The organism is Ensifer sp. SL37 (genome assembly GCF_026672675.1).
Taxonomy (GTDB): Bacteria; Pseudomonadota; Alphaproteobacteria; order Rhizobiales; family Rhizobiaceae; genus Ensifer; species Ensifer adhaerens.
On sequence record NZ_JAPPRN010000007.1, the window covers coordinates 823,339 to 847,500 of the forward strand.

24 protein-coding genes are annotated in these 24,162 nt (G+C 61.5%); 16 read left to right on the plus strand and 8 right to left on the minus strand.

Features of this window, described 5'->3' with window-relative positions; all coding sequences use genetic code 11:
* Positions 1-154: 154 nt before the first annotated feature.
* From OVA00_RS36170 to OVA00_RS36190, 5 genes are all read right to left on the minus strand, one after another.
* A complete protein-coding gene (locus OVA00_RS36170; protein WP_034794820.1) occupies positions 155-727 on the minus strand; it encodes a hypothetical protein in 573 nt (190 codons plus the stop codon).
* Between the two features lie 133 nt (positions 728-860).
* Complete coding sequence (locus OVA00_RS36175) at positions 861-1,325, minus strand: transposase (RefSeq protein ID WP_060516660.1); 465 nt, start codon at positions 1,323-1,325, stop codon at positions 861-863.
* Positions 1,326-1,599: 274 nt separating this feature from the next.
* The gene (locus OVA00_RS36180; protein ID WP_034794814.1) at positions 1,600-2,988 is read right to left on the minus strand and encodes an aspartate aminotransferase family protein; all 1,389 of its coding nucleotides are present in this window, start codon (positions 2,986-2,988) and stop codon (positions 1,600-1,602) included.
* Between the two features lie 37 nt (positions 2,989-3,025).
* A complete protein-coding gene (locus tag OVA00_RS36185; protein ID WP_268090781.1) occupies positions 3,026-4,522 on the minus strand; it encodes an NAD-dependent succinate-semialdehyde dehydrogenase in 1,497 nt (498 codons plus the stop codon).
* Positions 4,523-4,640: 118 nt separating this feature from the next.
* On the minus strand, positions 4,641-5,123 hold the full coding sequence (locus OVA00_RS36190; protein ID WP_034794810.1) for an Lrp/AsnC family transcriptional regulator: 483 nt from the start codon (positions 5,121-5,123) through the stop codon (positions 4,641-4,643).
* A 103-nt stretch (positions 5,124-5,226) separates the two neighbouring features.
* Between OVA00_RS36190 and ehuR the strand changes: the two genes are divergently transcribed.
* From ehuR to doeB, 10 genes are all read left to right on the plus strand, one after another.
* Positions 5,227-6,612 (plus strand): MocR-like ectoine utilization transcription factor EhuR, encoded by a 1,386-nt coding sequence (ehuR, locus tag OVA00_RS36195; protein ID WP_060517353.1) that lies wholly within the window; start codon positions 5,227-5,229, stop codon positions 6,610-6,612.
* A 122-nt stretch (positions 6,613-6,734) separates the two neighbouring features.
* On the plus strand, positions 6,735-7,520 hold the full coding sequence (ehuA, locus tag OVA00_RS36200) for an ectoine/hydroxyectoine ABC transporter ATP-binding protein EhuA (protein WP_268090782.1): 786 nt from the start codon (positions 6,735-6,737) through the stop codon (positions 7,518-7,520).
* A gap of 72 nt (positions 7,521-7,592) precedes the next feature.
* Positions 7,593-8,435 carry an ectoine/hydroxyectoine ABC transporter substrate-binding protein EhuB gene (gene ehuB, locus OVA00_RS36205; RefSeq protein ID WP_442780603.1) on the plus strand — a complete coding sequence of 281 codons (843 nt, stop codon included), beginning with the start codon at positions 7,593-7,595 and terminating at the stop codon, positions 8,433-8,435.
* 68 nt (positions 8,436-8,503) lie between these two features.
* The gene (ehuC, locus tag OVA00_RS36210) at positions 8,504-9,163 is read left to right on the plus strand and encodes an ectoine/hydroxyectoine ABC transporter permease subunit EhuC (protein WP_034794803.1); all 660 of its coding nucleotides are present in this window, start codon (positions 8,504-8,506) and stop codon (positions 9,161-9,163) included.
* A 2-nt stretch (positions 9,164-9,165) separates the two neighbouring features.
* Positions 9,166-9,828, plus strand: coding sequence for an ectoine/hydroxyectoine ABC transporter permease subunit EhuD (ehuD, locus tag OVA00_RS36215; RefSeq protein ID WP_034794801.1), 663 nt, complete (start codon positions 9,166-9,168; stop codon positions 9,826-9,828).
* A complete protein-coding gene (gene eutA / locus OVA00_RS36220; RefSeq protein ID WP_375292962.1) occupies positions 9,828-10,604 on the plus strand; it encodes an ectoine utilization protein EutA in 777 nt (258 codons plus the stop codon). Before ehuD ends, eutA begins: the two co-directional genes overlap by 1 nt.
* Before the next feature lie 2 nt (positions 10,605-10,606).
* Complete coding sequence (eutB, locus tag OVA00_RS36225; protein ID WP_268090784.1) at positions 10,607-11,608, plus strand: hydroxyectoine utilization dehydratase EutB; 1,002 nt, start codon at positions 10,607-10,609, stop codon at positions 11,606-11,608.
* Entirely contained in the window at positions 11,605-12,597 is a 993-nt protein-coding gene (eutC, locus tag OVA00_RS36230) for an ectoine utilization protein EutC (RefSeq protein ID WP_060581360.1), read from the plus strand. The genes eutB and eutC overlap by 4 nt, the downstream gene beginning before the upstream one ends.
* Positions 12,598-12,631: 34 nt before the next feature.
* Positions 12,632-13,813 carry an ectoine hydrolase DoeA gene (gene doeA / locus OVA00_RS36235; RefSeq protein ID WP_060608010.1) on the plus strand — a complete coding sequence of 394 codons (1,182 nt, stop codon included), beginning with the start codon at positions 12,632-12,634 and terminating at the stop codon, positions 13,811-13,813.
* Between the two features lie 3 nt (positions 13,814-13,816).
* Positions 13,817-14,827 (plus strand): N(2)-acetyl-L-2,4-diaminobutanoate deacetylase DoeB, encoded by a 1,011-nt coding sequence (doeB, locus tag OVA00_RS36240; RefSeq protein ID WP_060516649.1) that lies wholly within the window; start codon positions 13,817-13,819, stop codon positions 14,825-14,827.
* A gap of 92 nt (positions 14,828-14,919) precedes the next feature.
* On the opposite strand, the gene OVA00_RS40185 is transcribed toward doeB, so the two are convergent.
* The 3 genes from OVA00_RS40185 to OVA00_RS36250 all read right to left on the minus strand — a co-directional run bounded on the left by OVA00_RS40185 (position 14,920) and on the right by OVA00_RS36250 (position 17,448).
* A complete protein-coding gene (locus OVA00_RS40185; protein WP_034794785.1) occupies positions 14,920-15,219 on the minus strand; it encodes a DUF6894 family protein in 300 nt (99 codons plus the stop codon).
* Between the two features lie 250 nt (positions 15,220-15,469).
* A complete protein-coding gene (locus OVA00_RS36245; protein ID WP_268090786.1) occupies positions 15,470-16,534 on the minus strand; it encodes a LacI family DNA-binding transcriptional regulator in 1,065 nt (354 codons plus the stop codon).
* A 68-nt stretch (positions 16,535-16,602) separates the two neighbouring features.
* The gene (locus OVA00_RS36250) at positions 16,603-17,448 is read right to left on the minus strand and encodes a glucoronyl hydrolase (protein ID WP_326494161.1); all 846 of its coding nucleotides are present in this window, start codon (positions 17,446-17,448) and stop codon (positions 16,603-16,605) included.
* Between the two features lie 21 nt (positions 17,449-17,469).
* Between OVA00_RS36250 and OVA00_RS36255 the strand changes: the two genes are divergently transcribed.
* From OVA00_RS36255 to OVA00_RS36280, 6 genes are all read left to right on the plus strand, one after another.
* Positions 17,470-17,868, plus strand: a complete 399-nt coding sequence (locus tag OVA00_RS36255) for a hypothetical protein (protein ID WP_268091179.1) — start codon at positions 17,470-17,472, stop codon at positions 17,866-17,868.
* A 68-nt stretch (positions 17,869-17,936) separates the two neighbouring features.
* The gene (locus OVA00_RS36260) at positions 17,937-18,863 is read left to right on the plus strand and encodes a carbohydrate ABC transporter permease (RefSeq protein WP_268090787.1); all 927 of its coding nucleotides are present in this window, start codon (positions 17,937-17,939) and stop codon (positions 18,861-18,863) included.
* Positions 18,856-19,749, plus strand: coding sequence for a carbohydrate ABC transporter permease (locus OVA00_RS36265; RefSeq protein ID WP_034794776.1), 894 nt, complete (start codon positions 18,856-18,858; stop codon positions 19,747-19,749). The genes OVA00_RS36260 and OVA00_RS36265 overlap by 8 nt, the downstream gene beginning before the upstream one ends.
* A 34-nt stretch (positions 19,750-19,783) precedes the next feature.
* Complete coding sequence (locus OVA00_RS36270) at positions 19,784-20,866, plus strand: ABC transporter ATP-binding protein (RefSeq protein ID WP_034794772.1); 1,083 nt, start codon at positions 19,784-19,786, stop codon at positions 20,864-20,866.
* 44 nt (positions 20,867-20,910) lie between these two features.
* The gene (locus tag OVA00_RS36275) at positions 20,911-22,194 is read left to right on the plus strand and encodes an ABC transporter substrate-binding protein (protein WP_268090789.1); all 1,284 of its coding nucleotides are present in this window, start codon (positions 20,911-20,913) and stop codon (positions 22,192-22,194) included.
* An 84-nt stretch (positions 22,195-22,278) separates the two neighbouring features.
* Positions 22,279-24,135: a DUF2264 domain-containing protein gene (locus OVA00_RS36280; protein ID WP_442780604.1), complete on the plus strand. Its 1,857-nt coding sequence runs from the start codon at positions 22,279-22,281 to the stop codon at positions 24,133-24,135.
* The last annotated feature ends 27 nt before the right edge of the window (positions 24,136-24,162 follow it).

Below are 24,162 nucleotides of genomic sequence, written 5' to 3' on the forward strand. Positions count from 1 at the left end.
GACCGTCGCAGGCCACTCCAAAAGAAGGCCAGCGCAGCTCCGAGCTCCGTCGACGTCATCGAGGAAGGATCTACAATCTGTGTGCCATCGACACGAATGATCGTCACTTGGACGCGGGCCGTCGCGGATCGGAGCGTCAACGAAGGAGCGGAAACTAAAACCGTTCCAGCATCTTCTTGAGAGTTACGTTCTGCGCACGGAGTTGTTCCCCCAGCAGTTTTCGGAGGCGGCTGTTTTCCGCATCAAGTGAAACCAACTCTTCCAAGACCATCGTTGGCGCCGATCTCGACTCCAGATCCGACTGTTGCTCTGTAGGTTCCGAAGCGGTCCTCGGGGAGGGGCGGGGAGGATGCTTCCCGCTGGCGCGTTTCGGTAAACCGCGGGTCCTGGCGACAGTGAGCGGGCCGATTGCGGTCTCGCGAGCTTCATCAGCGACATTGGAAATTAAATGCGCCGCAGCGACCTGGTCAGCCACCTCATTCGCCGGCTCGGGCGCCGTGATCACGGCCGGTTCGTCAACAAAACTCGGGACATGAGCATCAGAGGCGGGATCAATGCCGCCGTCGGCATTCAATTCTTGACGGCCGAACAGATGAGCCGCTTCGTTTTCAACCTCGCGCGCAAGGGTCTTGAGATCTGTGTTGCCCCAGATCGAACCCGCTTGCACTTTTGGCTGACGGCGGCCGGACTTGAACTCAACAACGAACCTGCGTTGTGGCGTTTTCATATAGTTTGAACCCAATGTAGATCGACGTGCTGCGGCATGATCGGCTGCACAACGTCGGGTGCAACCTCGCATCTCAGCCGCCCGCCAAAGGAGCGGTGGAGCCACAGCGCTCAGCGCGTGGCTTCTCCGGGCCTCAATCTATGCCAAGCCTCTTGCGCAGGTCGGCATTCTCAGTGCGCAGTTTTTCCGCCAGGAGTTTTCGCAGCTTCTGGTTCTCGGCGTCGAGCTTCACCAGTTCGGCGAACTCGTCGCTGGCCGACGCGGGCTTTTTGCTCGTCTTATCATCCGCCTTTAAGCTACCCTTCCAGTTATAGTAGGTCTGCTCGGATATTCCTGCGCTTTTAATCGCATCTTTGATCGTGCTCGTGCCGTCTGCGACCTGGGCCCCGATCTGCCTCAGCTTCTCGAGTTTATCTTGTTCGCTGAACTTACGGGACTTGGTGGGTTGCGTTGATGCTGTTGCCTTCGAAGTCGCCCGTGTGGTTTCCCCAGCCGCTTTCTGACGCTTCGTCGCGCTTCGCTTTGCTCGCTCGGGTGTGTGCACAGTCGTTGCGTCCTCCGCAACCAGGGTGGTTGGCGTCGTGTTTTCGTCAGGCATGAGTGATCCCTTTTTTATGGTCGCCCTTTTTTCAACCGAGTGAAGACCAGAGTCAACATTACTTGCCGGTCGATTTTTGGTGCCGATCCAATAGGGTATACGGATTGGCTAGATGTTTTCCATGCCGGAACAGCTCGACGTTAGACCCGAGGGTCGAGATCGGCGTTCGCCAATAGGGCTTCCATTGCACTGCTGGCTCAACGGTTGTCGATGGGGCGGCGTAGCACTTCCCCATCGACAACAAGGTTCAAATTGCGTGTATTGGCATCTGCACTCATCTTGCCTTTGCTTTGCCAAGGACAGATGTGACGGCCTCGACCGCCGCTTTCACCACAACATTGGCCTCATCCTTTGTGAGGCAAAGCGGTGGCGCAAAGCCGAGGATATCACCTTGCGGCATGGCCCGCCCGATGACGCCGCGCTCAAGCAGGGCAGCCGCAACTTGCGGGCCGATCTTCTTTGCCGGATCGAAAAATACCCGGTCGTCCTTATCCTCGACGAACTCAATTGCGGCCATCAGGCCATCGCCACGTATTTCGCCCACATGTCTGTGGTCAGCGAGTGCCTTCGTCAATTCGGAGCGGAAATAAGCGCCCGTGCTGTCGGCATTTTCAACCAGGCCCAACTCGTCGATCAGTTCGAGGTTGGCGACCCCCGCGGCCGCACAGATCGGATGGGCGGAATAGGTCCAGCCATGGCCGATCGCGCCCAGTTCGTCAGATCCTTGCACCAGCACCTGCCACATCTTATCCGATACGATCGTGCCGGAAAGCGGCGCGTAGGCCGAGGTCAGACCCTTGGCAATGGTGATGAGGTCGGGCTTCATGCCGTAGTGGTCCGATCCGAACATGGTGCCGAGGCGGCCGAAGCCGGTCACCACCTCGTCTGCGACGAGCAGGATGTCGTATTTTTCGAGCACAGCCTGGACCTTCTGCCAGTAGCCCTTCGGCGGCGGCACGATGCCGCCAGTACCGAGGATCGGCTCGCCGATGAGGGCGGCGATCGTCTCCGGTCCTTCCGCAAGGATCATCTCCTCGAGCTTGTCGGCGCAATATTGCGAGAACTGCTCTTCATCCATCGAGCGATCGGGGCGTCGGAAGAAGTAGGGTGCTTCGGTGTGCAGGATCGGCGCGCGCGGCAGGTCAAAGGCGTTGTGGAATAGATGCAAGCCGGTCAGGGAGCCCGTCATGACGCCGGAGCCGTGATAGCCGCGCCAGCGGGAGATGATCTTCTTCTTTTCCGGCCGGCCAAGGATGTTGTTGTAGTACCAGATCAGCTTGATGTTGGTCTCGTTGGCATCGGAGCCTGAAAGACCGAAATAGACGCGGCTCATGCCCGCCGGCGCACGATCGATGATCATCTTGGAAAGCGTGATCGACGCTTCCGTACCGTGGCCGACATAGGCGTGATAATAAGCAAGGTTCTTCGCCTGCTCGGCGATCGCGTCTGCGATCTTCTGCCGGCCGTAGCCCACATTGACGCAATAAAGGCCAGCAAAGGCATCAAGGCTCGTCCTGCCGCTGGTGTCGGTAATATACACACCTTCGCCGCCGCCGATCACCCGGGTCGGTGTTTCACCACGCGCATGCATGCCCATATGCGTGGAGGGGTGGAAGAAGTGATCACGGTCCCAGGCGCTGAGTTCGTTGCTTTTTTCGAGCATGGTCTTTCCTTTCGCGTATGAAATGTGGCGCCTGCGCTCAGGCGGCCGTATCGATGCAGAGATATTTGAGTTCGGTGAAGGCCTCGATGCCGTGGCGGGAGCCTTCGCGGCCAAGGCCCGACTGTTTCCAGCCGCCGAAGGGGATCGGTCCACCGGTGATTTTCACCCGATTGATCGCGACCATCCCGTACTCCAAAGCCCGTGCAAGACGCATCTGGCGCGCTCCGTTTTCGGTGACGATATAGGCGACGAGGCCGTACTCGGTGTCGTTTGCCCGGGCGACTACTTCGGTCTCGCTGTCGAAGGCGGTGACCGCGGCAACCGGGCCGAAGGTCTCCTCACGCATGATCAGCGCATCGTCCGGTACATCCGTCAAAAGGGTCGGCTCGAAGAACAGAGCGCCTGTCTTGTGGCGCTTGCCGCCCGCCAGCAGCTTTGCGCCGCGCTTCAGCGCATCGGCGACCTGTTCTTCCACCTTGGCGATGGCACGCTCGTGCATCAGGGGGCCGATCTCGGCGTCTGGTTCGAGGCCCGAGGCAACCTTCAGCGCTTCGATGCGAGCCTTGAACGCCCGCGTGAAGTCCGCAAGTGCAGGGCGCTCGACATAAATGCGGTTGGCGGCGAGGCAATCCTGCCCGGATGTGGCGAACTTCGCCGCCATTGCGATGTCGGCAGCCTTCTCGATGTCGGCATCGGCAAAGACGATCAATGGTGCATGGCCACCGAGCTCCATCACCATCCGCTTCATGGTGTCAGCGCACTGGCCCGCAATCAGCTTGCCGATCTGGGTCGAGCCGGTGAAGCTCATGGCGCGAATACGCGGATCGGCATTCATGCGGCCGACGATCGTGGCGGCATCGCCGGTCACCACATTGAAGACGCCTGCGGGAAGCCCAGCCCGCTCGCCAAGTTCGGCAAGGGCGAGCGCTGAAAGCGGCGTTTCGCTGGAGGGATGCGCAACGACCGTGCAGCCGGCGGCAAGGGCAGCTGCGGCCTTCCGGGTGATCATGGCTGAGGGGAAGTTCCACGGCGTCACGATCCCGACGACACCCAGCGCCTCGCGCCGCACGATCATTTCGGCTCCGGGCAGATGGCTGGTGACGCTTTCCGCATTCAGCCGCTTTCCTTCCTCCGCGTACCATTCGACGAAGGAGGCCGCGTAGTCGATTTCACCGCGCGATTCGGCGAGTGGTTTGCCCTGTTCCAGCGTCATCAAGAGCGCAAGGTCCTCGCGCGCCTCCAGTATCAGGTCGTGCCACTTGCGAAGAATAGCGGAACGCTGCTGCGGCAGCATGCTGCGCCAGGCGGGCAGTGCGTCACTCGCCGCCGAGATGGCTTCTGCGGCCTCATCGGCACCAAGCGCTGCGACCCAGGCAAGCGTCGCCGACGAGGCAGGGTCCGTCACCTTGAAGCTTGCGCCGTCGCGGCTAGCAATCCAGCGCCCACCGACATAGGAGAGCTCCCTTAAGAGGTGCGGATCGGCAAGGCGGGCAAGCGCGTCGTGAAAGGTCGTGCGGGCAAATACGGCGGTCATGGCAGCCTCCTCTTGGTGTCTGGAGGGAGTCTGCCAGAGGGCGAGGGACAGATTGTCCATTGCCGGGGTGGGCGTCAGAGACTTTGGCTAAAGATTGGCCCGGCCGTAGACAATCTCTCTATTCGGAAGGGGGAAGCAACGTCTCGAGTGGAAGCACGGTCTCCTCCTTCACCGTCTTGGTGACGATGTAGGTGAAGTAGCGGTCGATGCCGAGCTCACGGTCAAGCAGGCTGTCGACAAGGCGCTGGTACGCATCGATATCGCGCGCCACGATCTTCAGGATGTAATCGACGCCACCGCCGACCGACCAGCAGGCCACGATTTCGGGCGTTGTCGCGACAGCCCGTTCGAAGCGTTCGAAATCCACTTGCCGATGATTGGCGAGCGTCACCTCCATCATCACGCTGGCAACAGGCGCAACGCGTCGCACCGCAACACGCGCGTGATATCCCGTGACGATGCCGGCCCTTTCCAGCTTGCGCAGGCGCAGCCAGCAGGGCGTTGGTGATAGACCCGCCCGTTCCGCCAGCGCCAGCTTGGTGATGCGTCCGTTCTGCTGGATCGCCTCCAGGATACGCAGGTCGATGGCGTCGAGTTTCATTCGGGGCGCCCTCCGGGCGGGGATCGTGTCAAAGCGGAGGAAAAGACAATGGGAAACCATTTTGGCGTTGTCAATTGAACTGATTTTGAGCACTGTTGAAATCATGACAAATTGGCGACCCGACATATCCCAGTTGCGCCGGCCGGCCTATCTCTCCCTCGCCGAGCAGATCGCCCGCGCCATCCAGGAAGGGCATTTGCCGAACGGGACGCGGCTGCTGCCGCATCGCAAGCTCGCCGATGACCTGAAACTTTCCGTGCAAACCGTCAGCCGCGCCTATGACGAACTGATCCGACGAGGGCTCATTTCCGGAGAAATTGGTCGCGGTTCCTTCGTGCAGACAAGGCCGAAGGAGCCTGAGCCACCCTACCTGCCGGAGCGTCTTGGCGAACTGGTGGATCTCTCGATCCTGAAGCCTGTGTGCGAGCAACTCCATCTGGAGCGCATGCGCGCAGCCTTCGGGTGGCTGGCGGAGAACCTGCCGTCAAGTTCGGCGCTTTCCTTCCGGCCGAATATGGTTTTCCCGCGCCATCGCACCGTCGCGGCCGAGTGGCTGTCGCGGTGCGGTCTCGATGTATCGCCCCTCAATATCAGTCTGACGAATGGCGCAACCTCAGGCATGACAGTGGCGCTGATGAGCGTCGCTCCGCCGGGCTCGACCGTTGCGACCGAGGCGATCAGCCACCACACGCTCGTGCCGCTTTCCAGCTACCTTGGCCTTCATCTCGAGGGCTTGCCGATCGATCGCGAAGGCATGATCCCCGAGGCGTTGGATGAAGCTTGCCGCACCGGCGTCATCCGCGCCGTCTTTCTCCAGCCCTCGGTGATCAATCCGACCGCGGCGTTGATGGGGCCTGAGCGCCGGCAGGCGCTTGCTGAGGTCGCACGACGCCACGATATCGCGATCATCGAGAACGACATCCTGGGGCCGCTTGTGGAAGGTCGGGCGCCGCCGATTGCGGCCTATGCGCCGGAGCGCACCCTCTACGTCACCAGCTTCACAAAGATCACGGTACCGGGCCTGCGCATCGGCTATCTTGCCGCTCCGGATCGCTATGTCGCAGCGGTTGCCAACCGCCATCTCGTCTCCAACTGGATGGCGACGCCTTCAATCGCCGAGATCGCAACACTTTGGGTCAGCGACGGCACGGCGATGGAACTCGTCAATTGGCAGCGCCGGGCACTTGGCGTTCGTCACGCGATCGCCGAGGATGCGCTTGCGGGCTTGCCCTATTATAGCCATCCGCAGAGCCTGCATGTGTGGCTACCCTTACCGGAAGGGCATGCGGAGGAAGGTTTCGTATCCCAGGCGCGTCTGCGCGGTGTCGCTATTGCGCCCGGCTCTTCGTTCCGCACGGCCGACCAGGGTTGGCAGCCGGCGGTGCGCATTTCGCTCGGCTCGACCACCGAGCAGGAATTGCGCACCGGACTTGGCATTCTCGCCTCACTCGCCAGCGGAAATCCAGAAGCGCTGTTGCTCGCGATTTGAGTGAACTGCCTTGCAAATGGGCGATGTCAGAATAATTGTACTGATATTATTATTGACATTGACATGATTTTGTTTGCCGCGCATCGTTGCTCCATCACTTGTCTCAATAGGGAGAGACATGCATGGCAGCGCCGATCATCCGCATCGACAACATCACCAAACGCTACGGTCCCTTGACCGTACTCGACGGTTTGTCGATGGACGTGCTGCCGGGCGAAAAGCTGGCGCTTATCGGTCCCTCCGGATCGGGCAAGACAACGATCCTGCGCATTCTCATGACATTGGAGGCGATCAGCGGCGGCCATATCGAGGTCGACGGCGACCAGCTCTATCATATGCCGAAGAACGGCAGCCTCGCGCCGGCCGACGACCGCCATCTGCACAAGATGCGCGAGAAGATCGGCATGGTCTTCCAGCACTTCAATCTCTTCCCGCACAAATGCGTGCTCGACAATGTCACGCTCGCGCCGATGCTGACGAAAGGCATGGCGAAGGCCGCGGCGGAGAAGCGGGCGATGGAGCTTCTCGACATGGTGGGCATGGCCGACAAGGCAAACAGCATGCCCGCGCAATTGTCCGGCGGACAGAAGCAGCGCGTTGCGATCGCCCGGGCGCTGGCTCTTTCGCCAAAGATCATGCTGTTTGACGAGGTGACCTCGGCACTCGACCCGGAACTGGTCGAAGAAGTGCTGAATGTCATGCGCAAGCTTGCGGTCGAAACAGACATGACCATGCTGCTCGTCACGCATGAGATGGGTTTCGCCCATGATTTTGCCGATCGCATTCTCTTTTTCGACCGCGGCAAGATCGTCGAGGAGGGCAAGCCGGACGAGATTTTCCGCACGCCCAAGCAGGAACGCACGCAGACCTTCCTGCGCAAGATCATCGCGGCAGGGCACCGCGTCTGAGCGGCTTTGCCGCCCGGAAACAAGGCTCCAAACAAAAACCAGGGACAGCCAGAGGAGTTCGCAACTATGAGCATGAGAACCTTTTTGACCATAACCGCCAGCGCGGGCGCCCTCACGGCAATGGTTGCCGCAGCGCCAGCCTGGGCCGACGGCAAGCTTGAGGAACTGAAGGAACAGGGTTTCGCCCGTGTCGCCATCGCCAACGAACCGCCCTTCACGGCAGTTGCCGCCGACGGCAAAGTTTCTGGTGCAGCTCCGGACGTCGCGCGTGAGGTCTTCAAGCGCCTCGGTGTCGAAGACATCGTCGCCTCGATCTCGGAATATGGTGCGATGATCCCGGGTCTTCAGGCCGGCCGTCATGATGTCATCACTGCCGGCCTCTTCATGAAGCCGGAACGTTGCAACGCGGTTGCCTATTCAGAACCGATCCTTTGTGACGCCGAAGCCTTCGCGCTGAAAAAAGGCAACCCGCTGAAGCTCAAGAGCTACAAGGATATCGCCGACAACCCGGACGCCAAGATCGGCGCGCCAGGTGGCGGTACGGAAGAAAAGCTCGCGCTCGAAGCCGGCGTCCCGCGCAATCGTGTCATTGTCGTTCCGGATGGCCAGAGCGGCCTGAAGATGCTGCAGGACGGCCGTATCGACGTCTATTCGCTGCCGGTGCTTTCCATCAACGCTCTTGTCGCCAAGGCGAACGACCCCAGTGTCGAAGTCGTGGCGCCGGTTGAAGGCGCGCCGGTCTATTGCGACGGCGCGGCCTTCAAGAAGGGCGAGGAAGCCTTGCGCGATGCCTTCGACGTGGAACTCGCAAAGCTCAAGCAGTCGGGCGAGTTTGCCAAGATCATCGAACCCTATGGCTTCTCTGCCGCGGCCGCGATGTCGACGACCCGCGAAAAGCTCTGCGCCGCCAAGTAAGGCCGCAGCAATCGGGCCTCTTCCCAAACCGGGGAGAGGCAGTCCGCTCCCTCGTATATGGAAGAACGATGACCGACTGGTCCGGCTACATAGGGCTGATCCTTGAAGGCGCGCTCGTGACGCTTGAGCTTACCGTGCTCGGCTCCTTGCTCGCGCTCGTCATGGCATTCGTCGCGGGTCTTGGACGCGTCAGCCGCATTTTCGTGGTTCGCGCGCTTGCCACCACCTATATCGAGTTTTTCCGCGGCACGTCGATCTTCGTCCAGCTGTTCTGGGTCTACTTCGTGCTGCCATTCGCCGGCGTCACCTTGTCGCCGCTTCAGGCCGGCGTACTGGCGCTGGGACTGAACGTGGGAGCCTATGGGGCGGAGGTCGTGCGCGGCGCGGTCAAGGCGATCGGCCGCGAGCAACGCGAGGCCTGCATAGCGCTCAATCTCTCGCGCTATCAGTCGATGCGTTACGTTGTCCTTCCGCAGGCCCTGCCGCTGATGCTTCCGACCTTCTGCAACAACGCGATCGAGCTCTTGAAGGGTACGGCCGTCGTGTCGCTGATCTCGCTCACCGACATGACCTTTCAGGCCCAGGTGGTCCGCGCCCAGACCGGCAGCACGCTCGTTCCTTTCGCAACGATTCTCGTGCTCTACTTCCTGATGGCACTCGCCATCTCCAACGGCATGCGCTGGCTGGAACGTCGGGTAACGCGCGGCCTTGATGGCGTGAGGACCTGACGATGGAATGGGACTGGAATTTCGTTTGGGAAATCATGCCGACCCTGCTTGAGGGTCTGAAGATCACCATATTGGCAACCGTTTTCGGCGCGGCACTCGCTGCCATCATCGGCCTCGTCTTTGCCATCCTGCGCATGACCGCGCCTAAGCCGATTGCGAAGGTCACGGGCTTCATCGTGGAGTTCATTCGCGGCACGCCGCTCCTGGTCCAGCTCTACTTCATCTTCTTCGTGTTGCCGGATATTGGCGTTCGCCTGCCGGCAATGCTCGCCGGCATCATCGGCCTTGGGCTCCACTATGGCACCTATGCGGCGGAGGTCTACCGCGCCGGTATCGAGAACGTGCCGCGCGGCCAATGGGAGGCGGCCAAGGCGACGAACCTCACCGGCCGCCAGACCTGGGTCCACGTCATCCTGCCACAGGCGATCCCGCCGATGATCCCGGCGCTCGCCAACTATCTGATCGCCATGTTCAAGGAGACACCGCTCCTTTCCGCCATCACAGTGCTCGAACTGATGAACCAGGCGAAAAGCGTGGCCAACAGCAGCTATCGCTACATCGAGCCGATGACGCTGGTCGGGGTCTTCTTCCTGATCATGAGCCTGATCTCCGTCGTCTTCCTGCGCTGGCTGGAAGAACGATACGCCCAAGTGGAGGAGCGCTGATGCGAGCGGTCGATCTTACACTTTCCTCGCGCATGCCGAAGCTGGATGAGCGTCCGCTCGACAAGCGCATCGGCCTGATCATCCTTGCGACCGACCACACCACGGAAGTGGACTTCCATCGCATGGTGGCAAGCGAGCGGATTGGCGTCTATGCGACGCGCATTCCCTACGCGAACCCGGTGACGCCGGAGAACTTGCGCGCCATGCAGCCCTCGCTGACATCAGCGGCCGCACTGATCCTGCCGGACGAACCTCTAGACATCGTCATGTATTCCTGCACCTCCGCGTCCGTCGTCATCGGCGACGCGCAAGTCAAGGCGGCGGTCCATGCGGCCAAGCCAAGTGCTTCCGTCGTCACGCCGACTGCGGCGGCGGCCTCTGGCCTCAAGGCGTTCGGTGCCAAGCGGATTTCCGTACTGACGCCCTACACGATCGAGACCAGCGAGCCGATGGCTAACTATTTCGTGTCGCTCGGCTTCGACATCGCCCGTTTCACTTGCCTCGGTCTTGATGACGACCGGGAGATGGCGCGCATTTCTCCGGACGAAATCGTCGCCTTTGCGAAGCAAGCGACGGCGCCAGACAGCGACGCGCTTTTCGTATCGTGCACGGCGGTGCGCGCGGCAGGCGTCGCGGCCGAGATCGAGGCCGTCATCGGCAAGCCGGTCGTTACCAGCAATCTCGCCACCGCCTGGGCCTGCCTGCGCCTCTGCGGCAATGAGACGGCACGGCCGGATCTCGGGCAGCTCATGACACTTGCCTATTTGGACCGGTAGCGATGTCGAACCTTCCCGTAACAGTGGCGGATATCGAACAGGCGGCGCGGCGCATAAAGGGCCGGGTCTTGAATACGCCATTCGTGCTTTCCGCTTCGCTCTGCGAACGCTTCGGTGTGCCCGTCGGCCTGAAGCTTGAGCACCACCAGACGACAGGCAGCTTCAAGCTCCGCGGCGCCACGAATGCCGTGCTCTCGCTGACGTCGGAAGAGCGGGCGAGGGGTGTCGTCGCCGCCTCGACCGGCAATCACGGCCGGGCGCTCGCCCATGCCGCCAAGGCCGCAGGAGCAGTCGCGACAATCTGCGTGTCCAGGCTCGTGCCCAACAACAAGGTGTCGGACATCCGAAGGCTTGGGGCCAATGTCCTGATCGTCGGCAAATCGCAGGACGAAGCCCAGCTTGAGGTGGATCGGCTGGTGGCTGAAGAGGGTCTCGTCATGGTGCCACCCTTCGATAATCGAACGGTCGTTGCCGGGCAGGGCACACTCGGTCTGGAGATCGTCGAGGCAATGCCGGATGTGGCGACGGTTTTTGTGCCGCTTTCCGGCGGTGGCCTTGCGGCCGGTGTCGCGGCGGCCGTGAAAGGGCGGTCACCGAAGACCCGCGTCATCGGCCTTACGATGGAACGTGGCGCGGCGATGAAGGCGAGCCTTAACGCAGGGCGGCCGGTGCAAGTCGAGGAGGTGGCAAGTCTTGCCGATTCCCTCGGTGGCGGCATCGGCCTTGATAACGCCGTGACCTTCGAAATGTGCCGCGCGCTGCTCGACGACGTGATCTTGTTGTCTGAAGCCGAGATCGCGGCCGGTATGCGGCATGCGTATTCCCAGGAGCGCGAGGTGATCGAGGGGGCAGGGGCCGTTGGCATCGCGGCCTTGCTTTCCCGCCGGTTTGGCCGGCTGGAGGGGCCGGTGGCGGTCATCCTCTCCGGCCGCAATGTCGACATGGACCTGCATCGACGGGTCATCAATGGCGGGGTCGATCCGCTAGCGGAGGCCGCGGCATGACGACGATGAGAATTCTTACCGAGGCGGAGCTCAGGCGTATCGTTCCGCTCGATCTCGATGCCATTGCCTGCGTCGAAGGGGCGTTTCACGCGCTTGCCACCAAAGCGGTGGCGATGCCGCCGATCCTGAGGCTCGACATCCCTGAAGAGCGCGGTGAGGTCGATGTTAAGACGGCTTACGTGCCCGGTCTCGACGGTTTCGCCATCAAGATCAGCCCCGGCTTCTTCAATAATCCGAAGATCGGCCTGCAGAGCACCAACGGCCTGATGGTGCTGCTTTCGGCGAAGACCGGCCTGGTAGAGGCCGTCCTGCTCGACAACGGTTACCTGACGGATGTGCGCACAGCGGCGGCCGGCGCGGTCGCGGCTCGACAACTTTCGCGCGCGGATGCCGCGGTTGCCGCCATCTTCGGCGCCGGCATGCAGGCAAGGTTGCAGCTAGAGGCCTTAAGCCTGGTGCGGCCGATCCGCGAAGCGCGCATCTGGGCGAGAGATGCTGCTAAAGCCGAGGCCGTCGCTGCGGACTTGACGGTGAAGCTCGGCTTTCCGGTTCGGGCGGAGGCCGACGGCCGGGCGGCTGTCGATGGTGCGGAGATCATCGTCACCACCACGCCTTCCGAAACACCGGTGCTTCGGGCCGAATGGCTCCAGCCTGGCCAGCATGTCACGGCCATGGGGTCGGACGCCGAGCACAAAAACGAGATCGAACCCGCCATTGTCGCCACCGCCGGCCTCTATGTCGCCGATAGCCTGAAGCAGACGCGCAGGCTCGGCGAATTGCATCATGCCATCGAAGCGGGCCTCGTGACGGAGGATACGATCTTCCCCGAACTCGGCGAGATCGTCGCCGGGCGCAAACCGGGCCGCAGCGGCCCCGAGCAGATCACCGTGGCGGACCTTACCGGCACGGGCATTCAGGACACGGCCATAGCTACGCTTGCTGGCGCCCGCGCGGCAATGGCGGGCGCCGGTACGATCTTCGAGAGTTGAGACCGGCTTTTCGCCGGGTATAGAGGAAAAACCGATGAAACAAGCGAACCTGAAGTTCTCACTTCCGGAGTATGAAACGCGTCTTCAAAAAACGCGAAAAGCGATGGAAGCCAAGGGCATCGACGTGCTGATCGTCAGCGATCCGTCGAACATGAACTGGCTGACCGGCTATGACGGCTGGTCTTTCTACGTGCACCAATGCGTCGTCGTGCCGCCGACGGGCGAGCCCATATGGTACGGACGCGGCCAGGATGCCAACGGCGCCAAATTCACCGCCTACCTCAAACACGAGAACATTGTCGGCTATCCGGACCACTATGTGCAGTCCACCGAACGCCACCCGATGGATTACCTCTCGGCCAAGATCGCCGAACGGGGCCTCGACAAGCTGACGATCGGCGTGGAGATGGATAATTACTGGTTCTCCGCCGCCGCCTTCGCTTCACTAGTGAAGCATCTGCCGAATGCGCGTTTCATCGATGCGACCGCACTCGTCAACTGGCAGCGCGCGGTCAAGAGCGAGGCCGAAATCCGCTACATGCGCAACGCCGCAAGGATCGTCGAAAAGATGCATGAACGCATCTTCGACAAGATCGCGGTCGGCATGCGCAAATGCGATCTGGTCGCGGAGATTTACGATGCCGGTACCCGAGGGGTCGATGGCATCGGCGGCGATTATCCAGCAATCGTGCCGCTGTTGCCTTCGGGCGTGGAGGCTTCCGCGCCGCACCTGACCTGGGACGACCGGCCGATGAAGAGAGGCGAAGGTACGTTCTTCGAGATTGCCGGCTGCTACCACCGTTATCACGTGCCGCTGTCGCGCACCGTCTTTCTCGGCAAGCCGACACAGGCGTTCCTCGATGCCGAGAAGGCGACGCTGGAAGGCATGGAGGCAGGCCTCGAAAAGGCACGGCCCGGCAATACCTGCGAGGATATCGCAAACGCTTTCTTCGCCGTGCTGAAGAAGTACGGCATCGTGAAGGACAATCGCACAGGCTACGGCATCGGCGTTTCCTATCCGCCGGACTGGGGCGAGCGCACGATGAGCCTGCGTCCAGGTGACCGCAGCGAACTCAAACCCGGCATGACTTTCCACTTCATGACGGGCCTCTGGCTCGAGGACATGGGTTTTGAGACCACGGAAAGCATCCTGATCACCGAGAGCGGTGTCGAGTGCCTCGCCAACGTGCCGCGCAAACTGCTCGTGAAGGATTGAGCCATGCGGGAAATCAACCTTCGTCCTTCGCCGATCAGTTCTACGGTCGATTTTTCGGCCGAGGGCGTTCAGCATGGTTTCCTGCGTCTGCCTCACAGCCGCGACGATTCCGCCTGGGGCTCGGTGATGATCCCGGTGACAGTCGTGAAGAACGGGGAGGGCCCGACGGCCCTTCTCACCGGCGGCAACCACGGCGATGAGTATGAGGGCCCGATTGCGCTCTTCGATCTCGCCCGCACGCTGAAGGCCGATGACGTCACGGGCCGCGTCATCATCGTGCCGGCGATGAACTATCCGGCCTTTTTGGCCGGCACCCGCACCTCGCCGATCGACAAGGGCAACATGAACCGAAGCTTTCCAGGCGCGCCGGACGGCACGGTCACCCAGAAGATCGCGGACTATTTCCAGCGCACGCTGTTACCGCTTGCCGAAATCGTGCTCGACTTTCATTCAGGCGGAAAGACGCTCGACTTTCTGCCTTTCTGCGCCGCCCATGTGCTGCCAGACAAGGCACAGGAGGAAAAATCCTTCGAACTCGTCAGGGCCTTCGGCGCCCCATGGTCGATGAAGATGCTGGAGATCGATGCCGTCGGCATGTACGACACGGCGGCGGAGGAGATGGGCAAGGTCTTCATCACCACCGAGCTCGGCGGTGGCGGCACGGCGACGGCCAGGAGCGCGCGTATCGCCAAGGCGGGCGTTTCCAACGTGCTGAAGGCGGCAGGTATCTTGAAAGGGGCAGTCGAAAACGGCGAAACCACGTGGCTCGACATGCCCGACGGCAACTGCTTTTGCTTTGCCGAGAACGGCGGCCTTGTTGAACCATTCGTCGATCTCGGCGACCAGGTGAGGAGCGGGGAAATCGTCGCCCGCATCTATCCGATCGGCCGTACAGGCGACGAACCGCTGAACATACGGGCAAAGATGGACGGCATCCTCGTCGCTCGCCATTTCCCCGGCCTCGTCAAATCCGGTGATTGCGTCAGCGTGCTCGCAACTATTGTCGCGGCATAGGGCTTATGGACCACCGGCGACCGTCGCGTGCGAGCCATCCCCTAACCGAAAGAGGACGCCTCGCTGACGTCAATAAAACAGGGCCAGGATTTCTAACGCGCCCTGCGGAATTGGCTAACGTCAAGGTCGGACAGTTCTCTCCAAGCGTGTTCGAATTTCGAACTCGCAGATTGCCAGGGTGGCATTGCTCTCCTGGCAGTCACGCGGGCCAGAACGACGCCGCCGGCTCGTTCGACAGTCACGATGACGCTACGGTGCCTGTCGTCTTCAGCGATCTTGTCGGCGATCGACCTGCCATTGGTCACCGCCTGACTGTCATTGGCGTGAAACGCTCCATGGTCATCGCGACTGATCCTGCCGGACAGGTGAATATGAAAGAGGTATCGGGGCATGTTGCTACTCGAGCAATGATAACGTTTCTACTTCTTAGCAGTCTCGTTGATCTATTGCGCGTGACAGTTGCGTGACATGGCTTGTGGGGCGTGACGCGGCCATCCATCGATGGCAGGTGAGGTGCGGCCACGCGTGAGAGTGGCCGTGTGGTTGACCACATCATTTTACGGCTCCGCGCTCCCGACACACGGGTCTCGTCCGTCGAACGTGGTGCGCGCCAGGCAGAGGCGCTTTCGTTCCTGCTACCTGTTACGCTCTTTTCGCGTGAGGGCTGCTCCTTGGTACGGCGACTGTGGAGCGTTCAACCAAGCGGACGCCGAGATTGACCCGGCGCACATTGATTTCGGGGTCGTTGATCCGTTCCAGCAGGAGTTGGATGCCGGCACGGCCAAGCTCACCCCGGTCGATCCGCATCGTCGTCAGCGGCGGGCGGCTGTGCCGGGCGATCGCGATATCGTCGACCCCGATGATGGAGAAGTCTTCCGGAACCGAGTGACTACTCGCTTCGAGAGCTTGCATGACGTTGATCGCGATTAGATCGGTGCTGCAGAAGAACGCGGTTGTGTCGGTGAAACGCCCCTGCTTTATGGCCTGCCGTATCGCCGGCGTGGTGTCGGGCTCTTGCAGGCCCATGCGACCGAGATCAAAGATGTGTCTATTTTCGTCGAAGGCAATTCCGGCCTCCTCCAGCGCGATCCGGAAGCCTTCAAGGCGCCGGCGTAGCGACAGGCGGTGGGGAATTGTCACGTGCACGATCTCGCGGTGGCCGGCCGCAAGTAACCTTTGTGCAGCGAGCCAGCCGGCAGACCAGTTGTCGGGCAGCACGCATGAGAGCCGCATCGTCCGGTCCATGCCGTTGATGATGACGGCCGGGATGCCGCTATCGACAATCCTGTCGATCATGACGGGATGGTCCATGCCGAGCACGACAAGGGCGCCCGGCCGGATGTCGCGCAGAATGTCAGAGATTTCGCTGATCGCGATCTCCGCATCCAGCGAGACAAGCCTGACGTCGATCCTGAGCGAGCTTGTGCTGGCCTCTGCAAGCACGCCCTGGATCACGTCCTCGTAGAAAGCCGAACTGGCATAAAACTGTGCCGGCATCACCAGCACAGTGCTCTCGACGCCGGCGCGGATCAGCGAGCGGGCCGCCCGGACCCGGTAGCCCAGGCGCTCCGCATGGTCGAGGATCTTGCGCCGGCTTTCGTCGCCGACGCCACCGCGATTGTTGAGCACCTTCGATACGGACGCGACCGAAACGCCCGCGGCGTCGGCGATGTCCTTGAGTGTCGGGGCGTTCGATTCGTCATCCATTTCGACGAAGGTTCCTATCTGGCCGGAGTGGGCGAGATTGATCGCGGCTGCATGGTCATGATCGTCCACTACCAGAAGAAGCGCGTGTGCCCAAGCGAACGCATCAGCGCCTCCATGAAATAATAGTCGCCGTAGGGCAGCATCGCATCGGAATAGCCGGCGCTGGCATGGGCTGCGCCATGGGCGAGCAGCCCTTCGGCCTTGGGATCGCCCGTCAGATCGCAAGTGTCGAGCAGGCCACCGATCAGGCGATCGCCGAATGCGTACCAGCGTTGTGCCTCCTCCGGTTCACAAAGCCCGGCGAGGATGAAGATGCCGGCCGCCATGATCGCGCCGGCGGAACTGTCGCGGGGCGCTGACTTGGCATCAGGAACCGAATAGTCCCAGACGGGGACGCCGTCGTCGCCCATCAGAGCTTCGGCCTTGGCAGCCAGACGTCTGGCGGCGTCGGCGAAGTGAGGGTTGCCGGTGGTTGCCGCGCACTGCGCATAGCCATGGATCAGCCAGGCCTGGCCGCGTGACCAGCAGGAATCATCCGCATATCCTTGATGGGTCTCCCCGCGCAGGGGCTTACCGCTTGAAGGGTCGAACAGGAAGGTGTGGAAGCTTGTGTCGTCGGCGCGAACCAGGTGCTTCAGGGTCGTTTCGGCGTGGCCATCGGCGGCTTCGGCAAAATCGCCGCGGCCGGTCTCGCGGTGGGCCCAGTGTAGCAGCGCGAGGTTTTGCATCGTATCGACGATGACGCGCCCATTGACGAATTCGGAGCGAATGCCACCGTGGATCGAGCGAGCATTCCAGGCCTGGATATATCGTGCATCCGGGCGATAGCGCTCAAGCAGCCTCGCCGCAGCTTCAAGAGCGAGGTCGCGAGCCTCCCGGTCGCCTGTCAGCAGCCACTCCGCAACGCAGCTCAAAGAAAACTGGAAGCCGAGATCGTGGTCTTGCGCATCGCGATGGCGCAAGATGTCGCGAAAAATGGCGCGGCGGGCCCGGGCGGCGTTCAGGAAGCTGGGATCGCCCGTGAGTTCCAGCGCAAGCCAGAGCTGGCCGGCGTGAAAGCTCACGACCCAGTCAAAGGGCCCGCAATAGCTCCACGTCTGATCCGGCAGGCCAATCTTCGGATTGCGCAGACCGATTGTCGGCATGGTCTGGCGCAATTTGGCAATGCAGCGTTCCAAAGCCTGCTGGTGACGTTCGCGATTGGGGCGATTGCCAACCATTTCGACCGCGTTGAAGTAGCTGTTTCGTTCGATGCGCATGATAAGCCTCACGTTGGTTTCGTGAAGTTTTCGCACAAATACGATAATTTCGTCAACTACGAAACTTTCTGTTGACGGGAAAATTTCTAGCCGCTAGGAGTCGGATGCTCGGGAGGAGCCGGGCATCGCTGGAGAGAGATACAATGTCCACATTAGGGACAACTGAAAGGCCGGCTGCCGGCAGCGGGTTCAGGCTCGCAGAGAGCCTGGCCGGGTACGGCTTTATCACGCCGTGGCTTATTGGCTTTTTTCTGCTGACGCTCGGGCCTGCTGTCGCCTCGTTCTATTTGTCTCTGACCGACTACAGCGGCCTTGGCGCAGCAAACTGGGTTGGCGCGGAGAACTACGTGCGCATCGCGACCGATGATCCGCGCTTCTGGACGGCGATGAACGTGACCTTCACCTTCGTGATGCTGTCGGTTCCCTTGAAGTTGCTTTTTGCGCTTGCCGTGGCAGTGGCGCTGAACCGGGGGCTTGAAGGCCTGTCGCTCTTTCGTGCGATCTTCTATCTGCCGTCACTGGTCGGCGGCAGCGTCGCCGTGGCGGTCCTGTGGCGACAGGTGTTTGCCGGCGACGGATTACTCAATCAGGCGCTTAACGCGTTGTTCGGTTTCGAAGGGCCAAGCTGGATCTCGAACCCTTCGACGTCGCTTTATACGCTCGTTCTCCTGGCGGTTTGGCAGTTTGGATCCTCGATGATCATCTTTCTTGCCGGTCTGCGTCAGATCCCGCAGGACATGTACGAGGCGGCAAGCATAGATGGCGCCAGCAAGGCCCGGCAGTTCTTCAAGATCACCTTGCCGCTTTTGACGCCAGTGATCTTCTTTAATGCCGTGATCCTGACGATCGATGCCTTCAAGGCCTTCACCTCGGCCTTTGTCATCAGCGACGGAACCGGCGGTCCGATCGACTCCACGCTGTTTTACACGCTCTACCTCTACCAGGAGGCCTTCACCAATTTCCGCTTCGGCTATGCCTCGGCGCTGGCCTGGGTCCTGGTGCTCATCATCGCCTTCTTCACCGCCATGTCATTCCTGACAGCCAGGTACTGGGTTCACTACGATGACTGATGCCGCTCTTTCGACGACCACCATCGCTTCGCGCGCCGACGCCGGCGTATCTGGCACATCCCCGTGGAAACGTGCTCTGCTTTATGCGCTGCTCGTCGCGGTCAGCTTTCTCATGCTCTATCCGCTGCTCTGGATGGTCGCGAGCTCGTTCAAGCCGGACAGCGAGATCTTCACCTCGACGGGGCTGATCCCGACTGACCCGACAGTCGATGCCTATCGCCGCGGCTGGACCGGCTTGAGTATCGGCTTTGGCTGGATGTTCTTCAATTCGCTGGTGATTTCGCTGCTCGTCGTCATCGGCAACCTCATTTCCTGCTCGATGGCGGCCTATGCCTTCACGCGCCTGCGTTTCAAGGGGCGCGGTTTCTGGTTCACACTGATGCTCGGCACCTTGATGATGCCGCAGCATGCGGTGCTGATCCCGCAATATGTGATGTTCCTGAAGCTTGGCTGGGTGAACTCCATCCTGCCACTGGTGGTGCCGAAATTCCTGGCGATCGACGCCTTCTTCATCTTCCTGATGGTGCAGTTTTTCCGGGGCATCCCGCGCGAGCTCGACGAGGCGGCCATCATGGATGGTTGCGGCCCGCTGCGCATCTTCCTGAAGGTAATCCTGCCGCTCTCAACGCCGGTGTTGGCGACGGCAGCCGTCTTCTCGTTCATCTGGACCTGGGACGATTTCTTTGCGCCGCTCATCTACCTGAATGACATTGAAAAATACACCGCCCAGCTCGGTCTGCGCACCTTCGTCGACTCCACCGGGACGTCGGACTGGGGTTCGCTCTTTGCCATGTCGACGCTGACGGTGCTGCCAATCTTCATCCTCTTCATGCTGTTCCAGCGACTGCTGATCGAAGGCATCGCGACAACCGGCATGAAGCGCTGACACCAACTGGAATTGAGAGATAGGGACGGAAACGATGACGACGCTGGCTTTGAGCAAGATCAAGAAGAGCTTTGGCAATCTCGACATCATCCGCGGCGTCGATCTGGCGATCGGCTCCGGAGAGTTCGTGGTTTTCGTCGGCCCATCGGGGTGCGGCAAGTCGACCCTTTTGCGCATGATTGCGGGGCTCGAGCCGATCAGCGGCGGCGAACTTTCCATCGGCGGCGAGCGCATGAACGAGAAGGAGGCGAGCCAGCGCGGCATCGCCATGGTCTTCCAGTCCTATGCGCTCTACCCGCATATGAGCGTCTACAAGAACATGTCCTTCGGTCTCGAAACGGCAAAGATGCCGAAGCCGGAGATCGACAAGCGGGTCCGCAAGGCCGCCGACATCCTGCAGATTACCCATCTGCTCGACCGCAAGCCGAAGCAACTCTCTGGCGGCCAGCGGCAGCGCGTAGCGATCGGCAGGGCAATCGTGCGCGACCCGAAGATCTTCCTGTTCGACGAGCCGCTGTCCAATCTCGATGCGGAGCTTCGCGTCCAGACGCGCGTCGAGATAGCCAAGCTGCACAAGGATATCGGCGCGACGATGATCTACGTCACCCATGACCAGGTGGAGGCAATGACGCTTGCAGACCGCATCGTCGTCTTGCGCGCCGGGGTCATCGAACAGCACGGCACGCCGCTCGAGATCTATAACCGGCCCGCCAACCGCTTCGTCGCCGGCTTCATCGGCTCGCCCAAGATGAATTTCCTCGATGCCGTCGCACGCGACATCCGCGACGGCGGTATCTCGATCGATGTTGCCGGCAGAATTGCGCGGCTCCCGATCGAGGAGCGCATCGCGGTTGGCACAAAGGTCAGCCTCGGCCTGCGGCCCGAACATATCGGTATCGACGCGACCGGCGGGCTCGAACTTGGCGCGCTGACGGTCGTCCATGTCGAGCATCTCGGCGGTCAGACCATCGTTTACGGGCGGCTCACCGACGGGCAGTCGCTGACGGTTGCTCTCGATGGCCAACGCCCGATCACTGCCGGCTCAACGCTGGACGTCCGGATTGCCGCGGAAAACTGCCACCTGTTCGACGGGGCCGGCGACCGCATCGGCCATTGATCGCAAAGAGAGATCTCAAGGAACAAATCATGGAGGAGGAGAACATGATCAACAGACGCCATTTTCTGCGTAACGCCGCGCTTTTCGGGGCCGGCGCCACGCTCGCGACGATGCCCGCGATCCGCGCCTTTGCTGAGGATTCCATGCGCCTTTATTGGTGGGGTACACCCAGCCGCGCCGAGCGCACGCTTGGCGTTGCCAAGCTCTTCGGGGCGGCGCATTCCGGCGCCAAGATCGTCGGCGAAGTGGGCGGGAGCGATTACTGGGCCAAACTGACGACGATGATCGCCGGTGGGAACGCCCCGGACATTTTCCAGCTCGAGCCCAGCCGCTTTGCCGATTATAGCCGCCGGTCCACCAACCTGCCGCTCAACGACTATCTCGGCAAGGTCATCCGCACGGACAAGCTGGTGCCAGGTGTGCTCGATCTTGGAACGGTCGACGGCAAGGTGACCGGTATGCCGTTGTCGCTGAACGCCTTTGCCATGATCTACGACGCTGATGCGGTCACGAAAGCCGGGCTTATCCCGCCTTCGGCCAAAACCACCTGGGACGACTTCGCCAAGTTCTCGATCGACCTTACCAAGGCAATAGGCAAGAAGAACGTCTGGGCGGTTGGAAACGCGTCGCGCTACACATACGCCTTCGAGGCGTTTTTGCATCAGCGCGGCAAGAAGCTCTACACGGAAGCCGGAAAGCTCGGCTATGAGGCCAGCGATGCGGCCGATTGGTTCGGCTATTGGGAGAGCCTCACCAAGAACGGCGGCTGCGTCTCCGCCGAGATACAAGCGCTCGACAAGGTGCTGGTCGACAGCAACCCGCTGGCGACCGGCAACGCGGCCATCGCGATTGCCTTCTCAAACCAGCTCCCTGCCTTCCAGAAGATCTCCAAGAGCACGCTCGATATCACGTCGCTGCCGGTCAGCAGTGCGGATGGTCCCTCCGGGCTTTTCTATCGCCCCGGCTTGCACTGGTCGATCGCAAGCACCGCGAAGAACCCGGAACTCGCAGCGCAATTCATCGACTTTTTCGTCAACGACCTGGAGGCCGGCAAGATCCTTCAGGTCGAGCGCGGCGTGCCTGTAAACACCGACGTGCAGACCGCCGTTCTTCCCTCGATCGACGCCACGGCGAAAAAGACGGTCGACTATGTCAACGGCATTGCGGATCGCGTCGGCACCTACCCGCCGGCCGTGCCGCTCGGTGCTGGTGAACTTGACGAGCGCGTCTTCCGGCCGCTCGCCGACAAGGTCGCCTTCGGCCAGCTGACGCCGGCGGAAGCAGGCAACGAACTCGTCTCATCGGCCGACCGCATTCTCAAGGCCTGAGCATCCGCTCCACTTTGCCGGGCCGCGCGGGAAGTCATCCCCCCGCGCGGCAATGTTCGAACGGAAACCTTTGGCATGACCGACATGATCTTCCCCGAAACCCTGTTTAAACCGTGGGCGGGCAATCCGCTCAAAAGCCGCGCCGATGTCGAGGCCGCGCTCAAGGCGCTGGTGGAGCCGGTTGAACAATATCGGTCTGCCGGCGGCGCTCGCATCCGGCTGGATGCGCATGCGGCACATTTCGACCAGGCGTCCGCCGACTTGGAGGGCTATTCCCGTCTGCTCTGGGGCCTGGCACCGGCCGAGGTCGGCGGCGCAACGTGGATCGATTGGACGCCGATCGCGCGCGGTCTTGCCAATGGCTGTGATCCGGCCCATCCGGAATACTGGGGCGACCCGTTCGACCGCAGCCAGCGCCTCGTGGAACTCGCAGCGATCGGATTTGCACTGAGGCTCGTTCCAGACAAGCTCTGGGCGCCCCTGTCTACGGGCGAACGGCGAAACGTTGTTGCCTATCTGCTCAAAGGCCATGCCTGCGAATATAGCGACAACAATTGGAAGTTCTTCCGGTTGCTCGTCAGCATGGGTTTGAGACATGTCGGGGTCGATTGTGATCGAGAACTCGACGACCAGTACCGGCAGGAACTCGACGCGTTCCACCTCGGCGATGGCTGGTATCACGATGGGGATACGCGCCGCGCCGACCACTACATTCCCTTCGCCTTTCACTTCTATGGCCTGATCCTGGCGGCCCTCGATGGCGGCGACTGGACGAAAAGGTATCGGGAGCGGGCCCGACTGATCGCCGGAGACATGGCGAGATGGTTTGCCGATGACGGACCGGCGCTCTGCTTCGGTCGCTCGATGACCTATCGTTTTGCCATTGCCGGCCTCTTCGGCGCCATGGCGCTCGCAGGCGAAGAGGAGATCCCCTTCGGACAACAGAAGGGTTACTTCCTGCGTCATCTGCGCTGGTGGGCGAAGCGCCCCTTCGCCGCGCGCGATGGCGTGATGCCCGTCGGCTACGCCTATCCCAACCTCATCATGTCGGAACCGTACAATTCCGCGCAATCGCCCTATTGGGCGCTGAAGGCCTTCCTTCCGCTGATGCTGCCGGCGGACCATCCGTTCTGGGCGAGCGATGAGGACGCCTGCCCACAGCGATCCGCCGTCTCCACGCAGCGCCATATCGGTTTCCTGATCGCCAATCCGGCAGGGGATGCCATTGCGCTCTCCTGTGGCCAGCACACGAGCGCCGAGAACACCTTCATCCGCTTCGCGCCTGAGAAATACGCGAAGTTCGCCTATTCGGGGCGATACGGCTTCAGCATCGAGAACGATCTCTGGCGGTTCGACAATTCCGTGCTCGAATCCATGATCGGCTTCAGCGATGACGGCGTGCATTTCCGCGTGCGCGAAACCAACGAAGAGGCGCTCGTCGCCAACAACCTTCTCTATGCGCGTTGGCGGCCCTTCGCCGATGTCTTGGTCGAGACCTGGCTTTACTGGGACGGCGATTTCCAGGTTCGGCTTCACCGCATCGACACGCCGCGGACGCTCGCCACGATCGAAGGCGGCTTTGCAGTCGGGCGAGACGCCGGCGAAGTTTGCAAACAGGGTGCCGGCCGCGCTGTCGTTGCCACGGCGACGGACCTGTCAGCCATCCTCGACATCGGTTCGACGAACCCTCGGGAGGGCCGCTGCCATATCGCTGCCCCAAACACCAACCTGGTTTCCGCAAAAACCTTGGTTCCGCAATTGCGCGGTACTGTTCCAGTCGGCGTCAGCACGCTCGCCGTCGCCGTGCTTGCGCAGGCCGATGCGACAGAGGGGACAAGGAAACTATCCCGCTTGCCTGCAGCACCCGACGTCGGAGCGCTGCGACGGCGCGTGTCCGAGACGGGGACAACCGTAACGCTGATGCGCGGCGTATCGCTCTGACATCCTCGATCCTGCCACAACGACCGA

Coding starts and splice junctions, on each gene's coding strand:
- OVA00_RS36280 (WP_442780604.1), top strand. CDS start 22,279: ATGATCTTCCCCGAAACCCTGTTTAAACCGTGGGCGGGCAATCCGCTC.
- doeB (WP_060516649.1), top strand. CDS start 13,817: ATGCGGGAAATCAACCTTCGTCCTTCGCCGATCAGTTCTACGGTCGAT.
- OVA00_RS36265 (WP_034794776.1), top strand. CDS start 18,856: ATGACTGATGCCGCTCTTTCGACGACCACCATCGCTTCGCGCGCCGAC.
- OVA00_RS36180 (WP_034794814.1), bottom strand. CDS start 2,988: ATGCTCGAAAAAAGCAACGAACTCAGCGCCTGGGACCGTGATCACTTC.
- OVA00_RS36260 (WP_268090787.1), top strand. CDS start 17,937: ATGTCCACATTAGGGACAACTGAAAGGCCGGCTGCCGGCAGCGGGTTC.
- eutC (WP_060581360.1), top strand. CDS start 11,605: ATGACGACGATGAGAATTCTTACCGAGGCGGAGCTCAGGCGTATCGTT.
- OVA00_RS36245 (WP_268090786.1), bottom strand. CDS start 16,534: ATGGATGACGAATCGAACGCCCCGACACTCAAGGACATCGCCGACGCC.
- OVA00_RS36270 (WP_034794772.1), top strand. CDS start 19,784: ATGACGACGCTGGCTTTGAGCAAGATCAAGAAGAGCTTTGGCAATCTC.
- OVA00_RS40185 (WP_034794785.1), bottom strand. CDS start 15,219: ATGCCCCGATACCTCTTTCATATTCACCTGTCCGGCAGGATCAGTCGC.
- OVA00_RS36275 (WP_268090789.1), top strand. CDS start 20,911: ATGATCAACAGACGCCATTTTCTGCGTAACGCCGCGCTTTTCGGGGCC.
- ehuD (WP_034794801.1), top strand. CDS start 9,166: ATGGAATGGGACTGGAATTTCGTTTGGGAAATCATGCCGACCCTGCTT.
- ehuR (WP_060517353.1), top strand. CDS start 5,227: ATGACAAATTGGCGACCCGACATATCCCAGTTGCGCCGGCCGGCCTAT.
- eutA (WP_375292962.1), top strand. CDS start 9,828: ATGCGAGCGGTCGATCTTACACTTTCCTCGCGCATGCCGAAGCTGGAT.
- OVA00_RS36170 (WP_034794820.1), bottom strand. CDS start 727: ATGAAAACGCCACAACGCAGGTTCGTTGTTGAGTTCAAGTCCGGCCGC.
- doeA (WP_060608010.1), top strand. CDS start 12,632: ATGAAACAAGCGAACCTGAAGTTCTCACTTCCGGAGTATGAAACGCGT.
- eutB (WP_268090784.1), top strand. CDS start 10,607: ATGTCGAACCTTCCCGTAACAGTGGCGGATATCGAACAGGCGGCGCGG.
- ehuA (WP_268090782.1), top strand. CDS start 6,735: ATGGCAGCGCCGATCATCCGCATCGACAACATCACCAAACGCTACGGT.
- OVA00_RS36190 (WP_034794810.1), bottom strand. CDS start 5,123: ATGAAACTCGACGCCATCGACCTGCGTATCCTGGAGGCGATCCAGCAG.
- ehuB (WP_442780603.1), top strand. CDS start 7,593: ATGAGAACCTTTTTGACCATAACCGCCAGCGCGGGCGCCCTCACGGCA.
- OVA00_RS36175 (WP_060516660.1), bottom strand. CDS start 1,325: ATGCCTGACGAAAACACGACGCCAACCACCCTGGTTGCGGAGGACGCA.
- ehuC (WP_034794803.1), top strand. CDS start 8,504: ATGACCGACTGGTCCGGCTACATAGGGCTGATCCTTGAAGGCGCGCTC.
- OVA00_RS36185 (WP_268090781.1), bottom strand. CDS start 4,522: ATGACCGCCGTATTTGCCCGCACGACCTTTCACGACGCGCTTGCCCGC.